We start from the raw sequence: 15,808 nt of genomic DNA, 5'->3' as shown, positions 1-15,808 counted from the left end.
GAGGGAACTGCATGCTGAAGCTGGAAGACATCAAGCAGGACGCTCAGGTCCGCGGTATTAGGCCCGATGAGGTGGTCCGAGTCGTGGCGGTGGTACCGGTGGGTACCGATGCGCTGACTGTCTACTTCAAGGACAGTCAGGGCGCCGTTCACGAACAGATGCTGTTCCGTGACAATGAGCCCAACCTCTCACTGGCCGAAGCCGGCCGCCCCTGGGCCTTCGATGCCCCCGGCGCCGACTTCAAGCTGGGCCTCGAAGCCTATCGCATCAGTCAGGCGGCGTTGTTCGACCCCATGATGGCGGTGCACACCTCCAACGTGGAGCCGCTGCCCCACCAGATCTCTGCCGTCTACGAGGCCATGCTGCCCCGCCAGCCGTTGCGCTTCGTGCTGGCCGATGACCCCGGCGCCGGCAAGACCATCATGGCCGGCCTGCTGATCCGTGAGCTGCTGATGCGCGCCGACGCAAAGCGCATCCTGATCGTCTCCCCAGGCGGGCTCACCGACCAGTGGCAGGATGAGCTGCTGGAGAAGTTCGGCGTGCAGTTCGAGATCTTCAGCCGCGAGAAACAGGAGCAGTGCGCCTCCGGCAACTACTTCGACGAGCAGGATCAGCTGATCTGCCGCCTGGACCAGCTTTCCCGCAATGAGCAGCTCCAGGAGAAGCTGGCCAACACCGAGTGGGACCTGATCATCGTTGACGAGGCCCATAAGCTGTCGGCCAACTACTTCGGTAACAAGATCAACAAGACCAAGCGCTTCCAGCTCGGCGAGCTGCTCGGGTCGATCACCCGCCACTTCCTGCTGATGACCGCCACGCCCCACAACGGCAAGGAAGAGGACTTCCAGATCTGGCTGTCGCTGATCGACAGCGACCGCTTCTACGGCAAGTTTCGCGAAGGCGCGCACAAGGTTGACGTCTCCGACATGATGCGGCGCATGGTCAAGGAAGAGCTGCTCAAGTTCGACGGCACCCCGTTGTTTCCCGAACGTCGCGCCTACACCGCCAACTACGACCTCTCCGACGCCGAGGCCGAGCTCTACGAGCAGGTCACCGACTACGTGCGCAACGAGATGAACCGTGCCGATGAGCTGTCGGGCAAGCGCAAGGGCACCGTGGGGTTCGCGCTGACCCAGCTGCAGCGGCGATTGGCATCAAGCCCCGAGGCGATCTACCAATCGCTCAAGCGCCGCCGGCGCAAGCTGGAAGACAAGCTCAACGAGATGAATCTGATGGCCCGCGGCCAGTCGGTCCGCGAAGGCAAGATCGCTTCCACCCTGGGCACCTATGCCGTCCAGAAGCAGATCGATCTGCCTGACAACATGGATGAGTTGGACGAGGAGCTGAGCGCCGAGGAGTACGAACTCTTCGCCGAGCAAGTGGTAGACCAGGCCACTGCTGCCGAGACCGTCCCCGAGCTGGAGGCCGAGATCCTCATCCTTAAGGACCTGGAAGAGCAGGCCCTAACGCTGGTGGATTCTGGCAATGTGAATCGCCCCAGATCTTCTAGACACCCGTCAGGCTCTGGGTATAACGCCGTTCGTCTTCTATGGATGACAAGTCATCGCTCGGACTGGTCACAAAAACCGCTCGACTACGCGACCTTGTCGAGGCAGGCGGCTTGACCTTTGGGTTGCACAAGGGTTCTAGGTTATAAGCTTAGCCAGGGTCATGGCCGAAGCGCCTGGCCGTGTATGCCGCATGCGCGAATTCCTCTCAGGCACTGAAGGAGGTGAATGCCCTTGAGTAGCGTTGCGTCAACGTCTTCCGTACAGCACAAGAAGGCCCGTATCTACCGTATGAAGACGGATGAGCACCTCTGTCCGTTTGGCCTGAAGACCGTGGATCTTCTCAAGCGCAAGGGCTATCGGGTCGAAGATCACACCCTCGCCTCGCGGGACGCGATCGAGGAGTTCAAGGAGCAGGCCGGTGTCGATACCACGCCCCAGGTCTATATCGGCGAGAAGCGTGTGGGGGGCTATGAGGAGGTTCGTGCTCACCTGGGCCTGAGTGTGCCCGGCGAGAAGGAGACCACCTATCAGCCGGTCATCGCCATCTTCGCGACTTCCCTGCTGATCGGCCTAGCGGTGAGCTGGGCGGCCAGTGGCACTCTCGTGTCGATGCGCATGCCGGAATATGCGATTGCCACCGCCATGACCCTGCTGGGGCTTCAGAAGCTGCAGGATGTCGAAAGCTTCAGCACCATGTTCCTCAACTATGACATGCTCGCCCAGCGCTATGTCCCTTACGGCTATGTCTACCCCTTCGCCGAGGCCCTGGCCGGTATCCTGATGCTGGCGGGTGCCCTGACCTGGCTGTCAGCTCCCCTGGCGCTGTTTGTCGGCACGGTAGGGGCCGTTTCGGTCTTCAAGGCCGTCTATATCGACAAGCGGGAGCTCAAGTGCGCTTGCGTGGGCGGCAACAGCAACGTGCCCCTGGGCTTCGTCTCCTTGACCGAGAACCTTGTCATGATGGGCATGGGGCTATGGATGCCGCTGAAACAGCTCATCGTATGACGATACGGAGGCATGGATGACCGATTCATCGGATCGTACACCCGAATACGAGGAGGGTAGCCTGACCCTGGTGGGCGCGGTTGCCTTGGGCACGGGGGTCATGATCGGGGCTGGTATCTTTGCCCTGACCGGCCAGATGGCACAGATGACGGGGTGGTTGTTCCCGCTGGCGTTTCTGTCGGCGGCCCTGATCGTCTCCTTCAGTGCCTACTCCTATATCCGAATATCCAGCACCTATCCCTCCGCCGGGGGGATCGGCATGTATTTGCAGAAGGCCTATGGCTCGACATTGCCGACCGCCTTTCATGCCTTGCTGATGTACTGCTCCATGGTGATCGCCCAGAGCTTTCTGGCCAGAACCTTCGGGTCCTATACCCTGCAGCTGTTCGACGTCGAGAACCGCTCCCTGCTTGTCCCGCTACTGGGGGTGGGGCTGCTGTTGGCGGCCTTCCTGATCAACCTGTCGGCCAATCGGCTGATCGAGGGTGTCGCCTCCGTGCTGGGGGTCATCAAGATCGGGGGGATCATCGTGTTTGGCGTGGTCGGGGTATTCGTCGCCGACTCGCTGAAGATGGACGTTTCATCGACAGCGCCCCAGGCTTCCCTGTCGGGCTTTCTGGGGGCCACAGCCCTGGGCATATTGGCTTTCAAGGGGTTCACCACCATCACCAACAGCGGGTCGGAGCTCCAGGACCCCCACCGCAATGTGGGCAGGGCGATCATGATCTCGATTGCCCTGTGCGTGGTGATCTACGCACTGGTGGGCTTTGCCGTCGCCAGCAACCTGTCGCTTCAGGAGATCATCAAGACCCGGGATTATTCCCTGGCGGCTGCCGCCAGGCCGGCACTGGGCGAGGCGGCGGTCTGGTTTACCGTCATCTTGGCAATGCTGGCGACGGCGGGCGGTATCATCGCCAGTGTCTTCGCCGTATCCCGCATGCTGGCCATGCTGACCGAAATGCGGCTGGTGCCTCACCGCCATTTTCATATGCCCGGCAGTATCCAGAAGCACACACTGGTCTACACGATCGTGTTTGGCTTGCTGCTGACCGCGTTCTTCGACCTCAGCCGCATCGCCGCACTGGGCATCATCTTCTACCTGATCATGGATATCGCGATTCACTGGGGCGTATTTCGCCACCTCAGGCACAAGGTCAGCGCCAGGCCCGCGATACCGATCATTGCCATCCTGCTGGATATCGTCGTGTTGGGTGGCTTCGTCTGGGTGAAGGCCACCTCCGACCCGCTGGTATTGATCGTCGCCGCCGTGGTGATGGCACTTATCCTGATCGGTGAGTGGCTGTTTCTATCGAAACGTGAAGCGCTGCCCGGCGATGATCACTCGCACACTCATTGACCCCGATCGGACATGCCTTTTCGCATGCTGGCGCATGTCGTCGTCCCGTTCGGGGACGGTCACTGGCAGGGCATGATGCCGGGTCGATGCTATCCACCACCATGCCCGGGCCGTTTTGTCTGCCCGTCATGCCGGGGCCTTCCGCTGTACGGCTACAGGTCTCGAGCCCGGTTGGATTGATGAGCCAGCCGCATCGCCTCATGCTCCTCGAGCTTGAGGAGTTCGCGAACCAGTTCGCGTGCCTCGGGGATCTCGGCCCGCCCATCCAGGTAGCGGTACAGGTCGATGACCTGATCATGCAGGGAGAAGACTTCCCGACAGATATCCTCGAAGCTCATCTCGGCATAGGGAGCGCTGCATGCCTGGTGGGGGGTGATCGGATTATGGGACAGATAGTCGTAGACCCGAGTGTGTAAGGCCTTGGGGTCGGCCTGCTTCTCAAAGCTGGCCACGGTGCGCTCCAGGGTCGCCTCGTGCGCCGCGAGGTACTCCAACAACCATTTTCCCAGGTCTTCTTCATGCTGGGAGGCACAGTGGCCGAAGCACTCCGCCAGATGGGCATGCAGCTGGCGGGTCCAGTCGATCAGGTCCTTAAAGGTTTCGATCTTCATCTACGGTTCTCCTCTTGACGGGGAGTGCTTCCCGTCCTTGCTGGAAAGTGTGCCGGTTTCAGCTCGGTCTCTCGTCTTCAGCCGGCAGGTCCCAGCCATAGAGGGCGCGAAAACCCATCTCGCACAGGCTGTCGCGGGTCGTGCCGGCAACCGACAGCGCCGCTGAGATCGTCTCGCCGATGAGCCCCTCCCACTGCCGAAAAGGATTGTCGTCGTTGAGCGGCTCCCGGGCGGGGCCTGCGACATCGGCCAGCCACTTCACGCCGCTCATCCAGGGCGCGAAACGCTCCGAGAACATCAGCCGGCTGGTGCGTGCCGGATGCAGCTGGCGCAGCGTCTCGGCTGTCCACGGATTGGTGGCCATACGGACCCAGGGCCCGGCGAAGGTCTCGTAGAGGGCCACGTTGTGCTCGGAGAGGGTGCGTACCCGGTCGAAGGCTGAGGTCTGCTTCGGATAGTTCAGATCCTCCACGCAGCGCTCCTCGAAGTGCACCTGGAACTGTGGCTTGTGACACTCGGGGTCACCGGTGGGGTTATCGATGCGCAGCTCGTAGAGGCCGGGGGCCAGGTCATTCAGCTCCCGGACGCTCTCGAGGATGGCTCGATGCTCGAGGCGCGCAACTCGGGAGGAGACGAATAGCCCCAGATGGCCGACATGGGCATTGAGCAGGTAGACGATGCGCTGGCCGGCGGCCTTGATCGCTGCCGTGTCCGGGTAGACCGCGGGGATCCAGTTGAGCGCCTGATGAGGCGGGGTGATGTTGTCGCCGCCGGAGGCGAAGATCACCAGCGGATTGCGGATCCGCTTCAGGTCGATGGTGCAGCCATGACAGACCGTGAGCTCGCCGCGTTCGAGCCGGTTGCCGACGAAGAGGTTATCGACGATGGCGGTGATCTCTTCCTTGCTCAGCGTGTAGAAGCCCGTCCACCAGCGCTCGAAGTCCAGGAAGCGTTCGCGCTGGCCGTCGATGTCGGCAAACAGCTGGTAGTCCTTCTGCCACAGGGTATTAGCCGGCTTGAGGGCCTCGAAATTGGCGACCAGATGGGCGCCATCGAAGCGGCCGTCCCCCAGGTCGGCGAGCAGGTGGGTGAGCCAGGTGCCGCCCAGCAGGCCACCGGCCAGGCGCATGGGATTGACGCCGGATTCGCCCGACCAGTAGGAGAGCGGCGATCCGTTGAGTACCGCCGGCCCCACCAGACCCTGACAGTCGGCGGAGAGCAGGGCGATGGCCCAACCCGCCTGACAGTTGCCGTAGAGCACCGGCGGCATGTCGGGATGCCGCTCGGCCACCGTTTCGACGAAGTGGCGCAGGACGTGCAGCACGTCCGCGAGGGTCTGGCCCGGCAGGGGCTCCGGGAAGAAGCTCACGAAGTAGACCGGATGGCCCTCGTGGAGCGCCATGCCAACCTCGGAATCGCGTTTGAAGCCGCCGATGCCCGGGCCGTGGCCGGCGCGGGGGTCGACGATCATGACCGGGGGCTTGCTGGCGTCGAGGCAGTCCTCCAGGCAGTCATCCCCGACCCGAGTGATGTGCAGAAGAGCATAGTTAGCGGGGCGCGACAGCCGGCGGCCATCGAGCATCATCTCGTAGTCGAAATCCAACAGTGGCGGTTTACCGGCTCGCTCGTGCTCGAGCATGTTCTCCGCGCGCTGGCGCAGGGTATCCAGATAGCGCACGCTGCGTTGCCACAGGTCGAACTGATAGGCGAGCAGCTCCGTTGCTGGATGCCCCAGGGCGTCGGCCCCGGGGGGTGACGATGAGGCGGTCGACGCGTGGCTACTCATCGCGCCCGTCCTTGTGGTCATCATGCCCGCCGCGAGATCCGTGCCCGCCATGCCTGCCGTGCATGACCAGGTGCATCAGCGGGCAGGCCAGCAGGATCAGCCAGGGCAGGGCGCCGAGCAGATGCTCCTCGTGCTCCTCCCAGAGCCAAAAGCCCATCACCGCCAGGGCGATCGCCACCATCAGCCAGAAGGTGCCCTTGCTCGGTCTGCTGTCCAGCCAATTTTTCTCGTCATGCATGGTCAGATCCTCACTCGGCGCAAGCGCAGTGAATTCATCACCACCGACAGCGACGAGGCGCTCATCGCGAAGGCGGCGAACATCGGGCCGATCAAAAGGCCGAGGAACGGATAGAGGACCCCGGCGGCGATCGGCACCCCGGCTCCGTTGTAGACCAGGGCGAAGAACAGGTTCTGTTTGATGTTGCGCATCGTGGCCAGCGACAGCTTGCGGGCCCGAACGATGCCATCGAGGTTGCCCTTGACCAGGGTGAAGCCGGCGCTTTCGATCGCCACGTCGGCGCCGGTGCCCATGGCGATGCCCACATCGGCTTGGGCGAGGGCGGGGGCATCATTCACGCCGTCGCCCGCCATGGCGACCTTGCGGCCTTCAGCCTGCAGTTCCTGGATGATGCGTGCCTTGTCCTCGGGCAGCACGTCGGCGCGGATCTCGTCGATACCCAACCGACCGGCTACCGCCTTGGCCGTGCGTTCGTTGTCGCCGGTGGCCATGATGATGCGGAATCCTAGCCGGTGCAGCGCCTTCAGGGCGTCGGGCGTGGTCTCCTTCACCGGGTCGGCCACGCTGACCAGGCCGGCGATCTGGCCGTCGAGCACCACGAACATCACCGTTTCGCCCTGATCGCGGCGGGCGTTCGCGGTCTCGGCTATCCGACCGCCGTCCAGGCCCAGTTCGGCCATCAGCTTGGCGTTGCCAAGCGCCACCGCGTGGCCGTCCACCATGCCCTTCACGCCCATGCCGGTCACGGCCTCGAAATCGCGGGCCTCGGCGAGGGAGACGCCGCGCGCCTCGGCGCCGGCGACGATGGCCTCGGCCAGCGGGTGCTCGGAGCCCTTTTCGAGGCTGGCCGCCAGGCGCAACACCTCGGTCTCGTCATGGCCTTCCTCGGGCAGCACCGCCACCAGCTTCGGCTTGCCCTCGGTCAGGGTGCCGGTCTTGTCCACCATCAGGGTGTCGACCTTGGCGAAACGTTCCAGCGCCTCGGCATTCTTGATCAGCACGCCGGCCTGGGCGCCGCGCCCGGTGGCTGTCATGATCGACATCGGGGTGGCCAGCCCCAGGGCACAGGGGCAGGCGATGATCAGCACCGCCACTGCCGAGACCAGCGCATAGGACAGCGCCGGCATCGGGCCCCAGATCGCCCAGGCGATGAAGGAGAGGATGGCGACACCGATCACCGCGGGGACGAACATGCCCGCTACCTTGTCGGCGAATTTCTGGATCGGTGCGCGGGAGCGCTGGGCGGCGGCCACCATCTCGACGATCTGGCTGAGCATGGTGTCGGCGCCGACACGGGTGGCCTCCATGATCAGGCTGCCCGTGCCGTTGATGGTAGCTCCGGTGACCTTGTCGCCCGCGACCTTCTCCACCGGCACCGGCTCGCCCGAGATCATCGACTCGTCGACCGAGGAGCGACCCTCGACCACCTCGCCGTCCACCGGCACCTTGTCACCGGGGCGTACCCGCAGGTGATCGCCCACCTGCACCTCTTCCAGCGGCACCTCCTCCTCGCTGCCGTCGGGTCGGATCACCCGCGCGGTCTTGGCGGCCATGTCGAGCAGCGCCCGGATCGCCTTGCCGGTACCCTCGCGGGCGCGCAGCTCCATTACCTGACCCAGCAGGACCAGGGTCACGATCACCGCTGCGGCCTCGAAGTAGACCCCGACGCTGCCGTCTTCCCGGCGGAAGCCTTCTGGGAAGATGCCAGGCACGAGCAGCGCGACGATCGAGAACAGATAGGCTGCACCGACCCCCATGCTGATCAGGCTGAACATGTTGAGGTTCCAGGTGCGAAAGGAGTTGATGCCGCGCACGAAGAACGGCCAGCCGGACCACAGGATGACTGGCGTGCTCAGCACCAGCTCGATCCACATCGCCGTGCGTTCGCCGAAAAACTCGCGGATCGCAGTGAGGCCAAGAAAGGGGCTCATCGTCAGCACCAGCACCGGCAGCGTGAGCACGGCCGAGACCCAGAAGCGGCGGGTGAAATCGATTAGCTCGGGATTCGGCCCTTCATCGCCGACCGTCGCCGATTCGAGTTCTAGCCCCATGCCGCACAGTGGGCAGGCGCCGGGGGTAGTCTGTCGCACCTCGGGGTGCATCGGGCAGGTGTAGACGGCGCCCGCATGCCCCGCCGGCACCTTGTCGTACTGGCCGCCGCGCACCGGGGTACTCGCCTCATGGCCGGCGTGATGGGCGTGCCCGTGGCACTGGCCATGAGCGGAGGGAGCCTGAGCCTCACTGCCTTCCTGGGGCACGAGGTGCATGCCGCACTTCGGGCAATCCCCCGGCTGCTCGGAGACGACCTCGGGATGCATTGGGCAGGTGTACTGGGCAGCGCCTTGATCGCCGGCGCTCATGGAACCGGCATCGATACCTTCGTTCAGCGTATCGTGATGCGAGTGCTCACGCCGCTTGCTGTGCTGCTGAGTCATGAAGCCGTCTCCGTTTCGTGCGTCGGCTGAGGGGATCTCAGACGATTCCTTTCCGTGAATGAGGGACGTCACGGTCCCTTTGCCGCGTCTTCATCGCTTCAGATCGCGTCTGCGCCGCTCGTATTCCTGCTGGTCGATCTCGCCACGGGCGTAGCGTTCTTGCAGAAGTTCTAGTGCGGTTGGCCGCTGGTGCGCGGCCTCGCTCCGTCCTCGGGTCAGGCCGCGCACCAGCAAAACGGCCAAGGCAATGACGGCGCCCCAGAACAGCACCATCATGAGTCCGCCGAAGAGCATATGCCCCCAACCAACATTTCCCATATACGCCATCATGTCGCCCCACATGGTCGGATCTCCTTTCGTGTTGAGTCACCCTGACGTCAGGCTAAAACCTGCGGGTAACCCAAAGGTCAAGATACGGTAGAAATGAAAGCGAGCGTTTCTTGATCCCGGTCAGCTTTCATCGGTGGAATAGAATCAACGCCCCACGCATGCGTTGATGTGTGAATCCACGTTAGTGCCCCCCCCGGCTCATCCTGAGGGTTGCGTGAAGTATCCGTTAGCTTCCGCCACTGTGCCCAGCGAGGAATAAGCAACGGTACTCGGCGCTGATAGGCGCGAGATGTCGCTTACGCTGCCAATGCTTTGGCAAGCTAGAATATGGCTGAACAAGATGAAATGACCCTGAGCGGCTGATTGCCGCGTGACATGCGATGCTCATGGGGCTTGCTTCCCGGCGATTCTCCGTCCAAAGCGTGTGACAAAGAAGTTATAGAGCGGCCCGAAGACCAGGGCGACGTACCAGCCGTAGCCGAAGCTTTCAGCCAGTCCCAGGAAAAAACTTGGCCAGCTCAACCAGGTGAAGCCAGGCAGCAGGCGCAACCAGCTCTCATACATCGCTTGGTCGGGAAACAGCAGGTCGAAGCCGACGCATAGGATGAAGGTTACGGCCAGAAACAGCCCCAGGCTCATCCCGAGCGCGATCACGGGAATCCGAGGCGTGGCCTGAACCGGCAAGCGGGTTCCGTAATGCGGCTTGGCTGTCGACGGAATATCGGCATCAGGCATCTTCATTCTCCGGTTGGGAAGGTAAGACCTTTGTTACAGGTGCGAGATACTGTTCGGGCGCGGCCTCGAAGCGCTCCCGGCAGTCACGAGAGCAGAAGTAAAAGACATGGCCATCAAGGACGCTCGGCTTAGCTCTTTCCGTGATGACGGTCTTGCCACAGACGGGATCGACGTCCTCGGCTGGTGGGATCCACTTCAGCCCCTCGGTTGCGTGTGGATCCTCTGGGCTATCGTCGCCATGCTGGGCCTTGCCATGGCGATGCCCCATGACGTGAGCACCACAGCCAAAGCGCATCATCAAAAAGAAGATCGCCGCCCAGAGCAGGAAGTAAAACAGTGCGTTCATAAGTGCCTCAATGTGACATCCACTAAGCCATATCCGACACGGAAGCCGTGATCGTGCTGTGAATGTGTATGCTCTTGCCTTGACGATAGCCGCGTCACAGGCACAGTGGCTCCTCATATCGGCGCCTGGGGCAATGCGGGGGGCAAGGGAAACGGGGTGCTTCAAGCCCTGAAGCGTTGAGTCAACAGGTAGACTGCAGTCGGCGATGGAACGGGAAGGGCACTTGGCGTGCCGCAGGCGGTGGCAACTCGAGGTGCCATGGCGGGGATCACCATGCTGGAGGGAAGGGGCTTGAACTCGGGGTCCTGGCGCTCCAGGCGCAACAGGGCGCTGCCGATATGGCGAGCGCCATGGCCATGGTGGCAGTGAGGTCGAGGGTGTTCCGTGTTGATGAGCGAGGTATTCGAGTGCGTGTCCGAGAGAAGCTCGACGCCAACCTGGCCAGACGCGGTGGAGGAGGGCACATCCGCCATCGTGCCGGCACTGAAGAGCACCACCATGCCCAGCAGGATGACCCACCCAAGGCGAGACCATGCGGTGGCAATCCGCATGGAAGGTCTGGGAGACGGGGCGTGCCTGGACATTCGGCAGAGCTCCTAGGGAGGAGGTTTCCTTCAAAATAGTCCAGAACCGAGGCCTCGCCATTGACTCACATCAAGCCGGATGGCGCCGTTAACCTCGGTGCAGCATCGAGGTTGTGGCCTGTGCTGGTAGCGTGAAATACTCCGACCAAGATCCGTGCTTCCTGAACAAGGCGACGCCTATGCCGCGCTCTGCCATGACATGGCTGTTGTGTATCCTGCTGGGTATCAGCGTAGCCTTGCCTGGTGTCGTCATGGCGGCCGGACATCACGCCGGTGATCCATGTATTGTCGAGTCGGCCTCGGATCTAGCATTGGTATCTCCCGTGTTGGAGACAACCGATGAGCAGGGCGGGCTGACAATCTGCAGTGCGTTCTGCGGGCACTGCGACGCCGTGATGTTAGACACCCAACCCCTGTCTACTGTCTCCCTGCCGACAGGCCTGGTCCCGGGTGCAGTCTGGCCGCTGACACTTCTCGAACGCCTCGATCGCCCTCCGCGCGCCTGAGCGGCCTCCTTGGGCGTCTGCCCGTTCCCCCTCGTCGATATCCCATGGCACCGGATAGGCGGGGCACCACGCCAAGTGTTACTGATGATGACTTGCCGATGGGCCCTCCCATGCCGATGTGGCGGTTGACTCCCCCTTTCCACACAGGGATGGAAACAAAATGATGCAGTATCCTCAGATCGATCCGATTGCCATCGCCATCGGGCCGGTGCAGGTCCACTGGTATGGCCTGATGTACGTTGTCGGCTTCGTCGCGGCATGGCTGCTTGGTCGCTATCGCGCTCCTCGGCTGGGCTTGAGCCAGGACGACATCGGTGACTTGATCTTCTACGGGGCATTGGGCGTCGTGCTCGGCGGACGCCTGGGTTATGTCCTTTTCTATGGCATTGACCAGTTCCTGGCCAACCCGTTGTGGCTGTTCAGGCTCTGGGAGGGGGGCATGAGTTTCCATGGCGGCCTGACTGGTGTCCTGGTCGCTGCCCTGCTGTTTGCCCGCAGGCACCGTCTTGGCTTCTTTCAGCTCACTGACTTCATCGCGCCGATGGTGCCGATTGGTCTAGGGGCCGGGCGCCTCGGCAACTTCATCAACCACGAACTGCCGGGGCAGATCAGCGACCTCCCTTGGGCCATGGCATTCCCACACATGGGGTCGGCGCCACGCCACCCCTCGGCGCTCTATGAATTTGCTCTGGAAGGCTTGGTGCTGTTTGCGGTGCTCTGGTGGCTGTCGCGTCGGCCGCGCCGCCGGGGACTGATCTCGGGGCTCTTCCTGCTGCTGTACGGCGTCTTCCGCTTCGCCGTGGAATTTGTCCGGTTGCCCGATCCCCATCTAGGGTTCATCGCCTTCGGTTGGCTGACCATGGGTCAGTTGCTGAGCCTGCCGATGCTGGTGGCGGGAGTGGCGCTGGTGGCGTGGTCACGTCGCCAACCTCGCCCGGTGGGCAAGGCGCGAGAGCCGGAACGCCCCATATCGACTCCCTGATCACAGAGGACTTTGGCATGACGATCGACACCGATTGGCCTGGCCGCACAGGAGTGAGTCAGGCTCTGCGTTGCCTGCAGGCTGCGGTGGTACTGCTAGCCGCTGGGAGCTCCACCCTCCAGGCGGCTGAGATGCCAGCCGACTGGCCCAAGGGCCACTACCCATTGCCCAGGGGGGGCGACCTCATCGGGCAGAACTACACCGTCGAAGCGGATGCCGAGGAAACGTTGCTCGACCTCGCCCGCGAGCACAACCTGGGGTACGAGGAGATTCGTCGCGCCAATCCCGATCTCAGCGTCTGGATGCCCGGGGAGGGTACCGAGGTAGTGATCCCGGCGCAGCGCCTGCTGCCGCCGGTAGACCGCGAGGGCATCGTGATCAACCTCGCCGAACTCCGCCTCTACTACTACCCGGCGCTGGAGGAGGGGGAATCGCCGCGGGTCGAGACCTATCCCATCGGCATCGGTCGTGAAGGTTTCGACACCCCGCTCGGCAAGACCGTGACGACCATGCGCATCGAAAACCCTGCCTGGTACCCGCCTGAGTCGGTGCGGCAGGAAGCGGCGGCGCGTGGCGAGGAGGCCCCCGCGGTGGTCCCCCCGGGGCCGGACAATCCCCTCGGCGACTATGCGATCCTGCTCGGCTTCGACGGCTATCTCATCCACGGCACCAACCGGCCGGGCGGCATCGGCATGCGTGCCAGCCGTGGCTGTATTCGCATGTTCCCGGAAGACATCGAATCGCTCTTTACACGGGTTCCCGAAGGCACTCAGGTCAACATCATCGATCAACCGATCAAGGCCGGCTGGCACGCGGGCACGCCCTACGTGCAGGCCTACCAGCCGCTGGAGGTGCAGGCGAACGGCATGGCGCAACTGCTGGAGGCATTAACGTTGCTGGGTCAGTCTGCCGATGGGGAATCCATGGCCCTCGACTATCAACAGCTACGCGGCGTGGTGGATGATCCCGATGGCCAGGTCGTCGCCATCCGACCGGCGCCGGAACCCGAACCCGTGGTGGCGGATGCGGAGAGCGAGGCCGGCGGTATCTACGAACACCTAGGGGGGCTGTAGGACTTTATCGAAGCCCCTGAAGTGTGACGCCGCCAGCCAGGCATCTCCTGATTCTCGGCCAGACCGGGGACCACGCCCGGTGGCGGGCGCTGGGTCGTTTGCGTCGCGGCAATCCCGCCATGGCCTTCAGCAATGTGTCGGCCGAGCCGGGCGCCATGGCACGGAACAGGCCGTCATGGAGGATGGCGTTACGTCGAGACATCGTAGGAGACTCGACGATTGGATTCCGATCGGCGTCCTCAGCCGATTGTGGCCAGGGACGGGAACCAGTCCACCAGGATGCTCGAAAGCCGGGTGAGCGTCCCGGAGACGATCAGCAGGCCCATGAGGACCAAGATCACGCCCGCCACCGGTCGGGCATAGGCACTCCACTTGCCGAGACGGCCTCGGTAGTGGCTGAACCTGTTGAGCAGCAGGGTGCTGGCCAGGAAGGGCAGGGCCAGGCCCAGAGAGTACGTCGCCAGATAGAGCATGCCGGCCTGGGCGTTGGCGGTGGTCGAGGTGGCCATCAGGATCGCCCCCAGAATCGGCCCAATGCAGGGCGTCCAGCCGATGGCGAAGGAGACACCGAAGAAGGTCGCCGCCATGGGAGACCCCCCTCGCAGCTCCGGCGACCACTGAAAGCTGCGCTGCAGGACAGGCAACCGGAACACGCCAGTCATGAACAGGCCGAGCACTATGACGACGCTTCCGGTGATCCAGTTGAGCTCCTGGCGATAACCGCGCAGGAGTTGGCCGATACTTGTGATTCCCAGGCCCATCAGGATGAACACCACGCTGAAGCCGAAGACGAAGAAGGTGCTCAGCAGCATCGCCTCGAAGCGCCGATCCGCCTTGCCGGCACTCCCGCCGGTGACTACCGAGAGATAGGCGGGCAGCAATGGCAGGGTGCAGGGTGAGAAGAACGACAGCAGCCCGCCGAAGAGAGCGCCGATCAGGCCGATGGAGGAGAGCGTTTCCACTGGGGTTCTACCTGACTGTCATGCAGTGAAAAAGGATTGCCCGGGCAGCAGCTGGTTCAACGGGCATGCGACGCCTCGAGCGATATCTGGTGACCGATGCCCCCCAGTTCCACGGTCTTCAAGACCTCAAGGGAATCCGGGGCCAGGATCCACAGCACGGGGTTGGCGCGGCTAGTGATCAGCACTCGTCCATCGCTGGGCGCCACGGCGAGATGGTAGGGGGCCGGAGCCAGGTCGGTGCTGTGTCGTGTGCCGTCCTCGAGGGAATACGTGACCAGGCGGTTATCGCCTTGACTCGTGGCATAGAGCGTCTGGCCATCGGGACTCAGGTCGATGCCGTGAGGCGCCGCGCCGATCTCGTATTCTGCGGCCACACTCCCGCTCGCGCTCGCAAGATCCAGCGCCAGGGCTCTCCCCCCGGTATCATCGTTGACGTACAGGCGTTCGCCGTCATTCGAGAGCACCATATGCTCTGGGCTGCCACCCACGCGCATGTTCCGTCGCACGAACCAATGCTGGGGATCCACCTCGCTGATGGTGCCGTTACCGGCGTTGCTGACGAATATGCTCCCTCCCTCCTCATTCTGAACCAGGTAATTCGGGTTCGGCCCCGTGGCGACGGAGGCGATCACCTGGCCGCTGTCCAGCGACACCACGCTGATGCCTCCGCCCATGGGGTGGGTCGAGACGGCATGACGCCCGTCCTGCGTGACCAGCACATGATGCACGGGTCCAGGCACCTCCAGTGTCCTGACGACTTGGCTCGTGACCGTGTCGGCGACGTAGAGCAGGCCAGTACTCGCGGCTTCCCGGGAGACCGTTCCGCCATCGCCATGGTGGGCAGCGTGCTCGTCTTCCGTTACACCCTCAGGGCGTGCGATCTCAGTGCCGGGCTCATGAGGAGTGAGACTGCCAAGAATAAGTTGCTGACCGTCGGGAGTCAGGGCGGAGCCGTGCGTATTGAGCGTACCTGTCACGGTCGATATTACCTCCTGACGCTCCAAGTCGATGATACCCGCGGCATCTGCCGTCCCCATCGGCACGAAGGCCCGGTCGCTGGCCGCCATGGCGGCAGTCGAGGCGCCGAGGGCGATGCCAGCCACGAGACTGGCCAGCCATGGTCGCTGCAGAGAGTTTGTCATGAGAGGTGTCTCCTAAGCATTGAGGCCCCTTATGGGCATGTGCGACCGACGTCATGTGGTCGGACTATCTTGGACAACGTTCATGAGACCGTTGTTGATCCAGGCCATGTTCAGACGTCATCGCTCACGGCGTGTCACCAGATAGCGCATCGATGTAGCACTGCTCGCCGAGGTTGATCAGCCGCCTGGATCGGTGTGGGTGGCG

Annotated in this window: 15 protein-coding genes; 5 read left to right on the top strand and 10 right to left on the bottom strand. The window is 63.2% G+C overall.

Annotation, left to right across the window (positions count from 1 at the left end; translation table 11 throughout):
- Positions 1-11: 11 nt before the first annotated feature.
- From D0901_RS09965 to D0901_RS09955, 3 genes are all read left to right on the top strand, one after another.
- The gene (locus D0901_RS09965; RefSeq protein WP_203234849.1) at positions 12-1,625 is read left to right on the top strand and encodes a DEAD/DEAH box helicase; all 1,614 of its coding nucleotides are present in this window, start codon (positions 12-14) and stop codon (positions 1,623-1,625) included.
- A gap of 111 nt (positions 1,626-1,736) precedes the next feature.
- Positions 1,737-2,516, top strand: a complete 780-nt coding sequence (locus D0901_RS09960) for a glutaredoxin (RefSeq protein ID WP_129140156.1) — start codon at positions 1,737-1,739, stop codon at positions 2,514-2,516.
- Positions 2,517-2,532: 16 nt separating this feature from the next.
- Positions 2,533-3,873, top strand: coding sequence for an APC family permease (locus D0901_RS09955; RefSeq protein ID WP_129140155.1), 1,341 nt, complete (start codon positions 2,533-2,535; stop codon positions 3,871-3,873).
- 152 nt (positions 3,874-4,025) lie between these two features.
- Here the strand turns inward: D0901_RS09955 and D0901_RS09950 are convergent, their stop codons facing one another.
- The 8 genes from D0901_RS09950 to D0901_RS09915 all read right to left on the bottom strand — a co-directional run bounded on the left by D0901_RS09950 (position 4,026) and on the right by D0901_RS09915 (position 10,905).
- Positions 4,026-4,484: an ATPase gene (locus D0901_RS09950; RefSeq protein ID WP_129140154.1), complete on the bottom strand. Its 459-nt coding sequence runs from the start codon at positions 4,482-4,484 to the stop codon at positions 4,026-4,028.
- Between the two features lie 58 nt (positions 4,485-4,542).
- Positions 4,543-6,270, bottom strand: coding sequence for a DUF3141 domain-containing protein (locus D0901_RS09945; RefSeq protein WP_203234848.1), 1,728 nt, complete (start codon positions 6,268-6,270; stop codon positions 4,543-4,545).
- Positions 6,263-6,508 (bottom strand): DUF2933 domain-containing protein, encoded by a 246-nt coding sequence (locus D0901_RS09940; RefSeq protein ID WP_129140152.1) that lies wholly within the window; start codon positions 6,506-6,508, stop codon positions 6,263-6,265. Before D0901_RS09940 ends, D0901_RS09945 begins: the two co-directional genes overlap by 8 nt.
- Positions 6,509-6,510: 2 nt before the next feature.
- On the bottom strand, positions 6,511-8,943 hold the full coding sequence (locus D0901_RS09935; RefSeq protein ID WP_233440391.1) for a copper-transporting P-type ATPase: 2,433 nt from the start codon (positions 8,941-8,943) through the stop codon (positions 6,511-6,513).
- Positions 8,944-9,033: 90 nt separating this feature from the next.
- The gene (locus D0901_RS09930) at positions 9,034-9,285 is read right to left on the bottom strand and encodes an SHOCT domain-containing protein (RefSeq protein ID WP_129140151.1); all 252 of its coding nucleotides are present in this window, start codon (positions 9,283-9,285) and stop codon (positions 9,034-9,036) included.
- Positions 9,286-9,657: 372 nt separating this feature from the next.
- Complete coding sequence (locus D0901_RS09925) at positions 9,658-10,008, bottom strand: DUF5676 family membrane protein (RefSeq protein ID WP_129140150.1); 351 nt, start codon at positions 10,006-10,008, stop codon at positions 9,658-9,660.
- Entirely contained in the window at positions 10,001-10,354 is a 354-nt protein-coding gene (locus tag D0901_RS09920; protein WP_129140149.1) for a YHS domain-containing protein, read from the bottom strand. The genes D0901_RS09925 and D0901_RS09920 overlap by 8 nt, the downstream gene beginning before the upstream one ends.
- 161 nt (positions 10,355-10,515) lie before the next feature.
- A complete protein-coding gene (locus D0901_RS09915; protein WP_129140148.1) occupies positions 10,516-10,905 on the bottom strand; it encodes a hypothetical protein in 390 nt (129 codons plus the stop codon).
- Positions 10,906-11,604: 699 nt separating this feature from the next.
- Here D0901_RS09915 and lgt point away from each other — a divergent pair.
- Together lgt and D0901_RS09905 are read left to right on the top strand one after the other, a co-directional pair.
- Positions 11,605-12,426: a prolipoprotein diacylglyceryl transferase gene (lgt, locus tag D0901_RS09910; protein ID WP_129140147.1), complete on the top strand. Its 822-nt coding sequence runs from the start codon at positions 11,605-11,607 to the stop codon at positions 12,424-12,426.
- A 131-nt stretch (positions 12,427-12,557) separates the two neighbouring features.
- Entirely contained in the window at positions 12,558-13,499 is a 942-nt protein-coding gene (locus tag D0901_RS09905) for a L,D-transpeptidase family protein (protein ID WP_233440390.1), read from the top strand.
- Between the two features lie 239 nt (positions 13,500-13,738).
- On the opposite strand, the gene D0901_RS09900 is transcribed toward D0901_RS09905, so the two are convergent.
- Entirely contained in the window at positions 13,739-14,461 is a 723-nt protein-coding gene (locus tag D0901_RS09900) for a cytochrome c biogenesis CcdA family protein (RefSeq protein ID WP_129140145.1), read from the bottom strand.
- 56 nt (positions 14,462-14,517) lie between these two features.
- Complete coding sequence (locus tag D0901_RS09895) at positions 14,518-15,603, bottom strand: beta-propeller fold lactonase family protein (RefSeq protein WP_129140144.1); 1,086 nt, start codon at positions 15,601-15,603, stop codon at positions 14,518-14,520.
- Between the last annotated feature and the right edge of the window lie 205 nt (positions 15,604-15,808).

Origin of the sequence: Modicisalibacter coralii, assembly GCF_004117855.1 — a bacterium.
GTDB lineage: Bacteria > Pseudomonadota > Gammaproteobacteria > Pseudomonadales > Halomonadaceae > Modicisalibacter > Modicisalibacter coralii.
Note: the sequence above shows the minus strand (reverse complement) of the source record. Positions and strands in the feature narration are given on the sequence as shown.

What these genes read in the sequence shown, in the direction of transcription:
- D0901_RS09920 (WP_129140149.1), bottom strand. Translation starts at nt 10,354, where the DNA reads ATGAACGCACTGTTTTACTTCCTGCTCTGGGCGGCGATCTTCTTTTTG.
- D0901_RS09955 (WP_129140155.1), top strand. Translation starts at nt 2,533, where the DNA reads ATGACCGATTCATCGGATCGTACACCCGAATACGAGGAGGGTAGCCTG.
- D0901_RS09915 (WP_129140148.1), bottom strand. Translation starts at nt 10,905, where the DNA reads ATGCGGATTGCCACCGCATGGTCTCGCCTTGGGTGGGTCATCCTGCTG.
- D0901_RS09905 (WP_233440390.1), top strand. Translation starts at nt 12,558, where the DNA reads ATGCCAGCCGACTGGCCCAAGGGCCACTACCCATTGCCCAGGGGGGGC.
- D0901_RS09925 (WP_129140150.1), bottom strand. Translation starts at nt 10,008, where the DNA reads ATGCCTGATGCCGATATTCCGTCGACAGCCAAGCCGCATTACGGAACC.
- D0901_RS09950 (WP_129140154.1), bottom strand. Translation starts at nt 4,484, where the DNA reads ATGAAGATCGAAACCTTTAAGGACCTGATCGACTGGACCCGCCAGCTG.
- D0901_RS09930 (WP_129140151.1), bottom strand. Translation starts at nt 9,285, where the DNA reads ATGTGGGGCGACATGATGGCGTATATGGGAAATGTTGGTTGGGGGCAT.
- D0901_RS09945 (WP_203234848.1), bottom strand. Translation starts at nt 6,270, where the DNA reads ATGAGTAGCCACGCGTCGACCGCCTCATCGTCACCCCCCGGGGCCGAC.
- D0901_RS09960 (WP_129140156.1), top strand. Translation starts at nt 1,737, where the DNA reads ATGCCCTTGAGTAGCGTTGCGTCAACGTCTTCCGTACAGCACAAGAAG.
- D0901_RS09895 (WP_129140144.1), bottom strand. Translation starts at nt 15,603, where the DNA reads ATGACAAACTCTCTGCAGCGACCATGGCTGGCCAGTCTCGTGGCTGGC.
- D0901_RS09965 (WP_203234849.1), top strand. Translation starts at nt 12, where the DNA reads ATGCTGAAGCTGGAAGACATCAAGCAGGACGCTCAGGTCCGCGGTATT.
- D0901_RS09940 (WP_129140152.1), bottom strand. Translation starts at nt 6,508, where the DNA reads ATGCATGACGAGAAAAATTGGCTGGACAGCAGACCGAGCAAGGGCACC.
- lgt (WP_129140147.1), top strand. Translation starts at nt 11,605, where the DNA reads ATGATGCAGTATCCTCAGATCGATCCGATTGCCATCGCCATCGGGCCG.
- D0901_RS09935 (WP_233440391.1), bottom strand. Translation starts at nt 8,943, where the DNA reads ATGACTCAGCAGCACAGCAAGCGGCGTGAGCACTCGCATCACGATACG.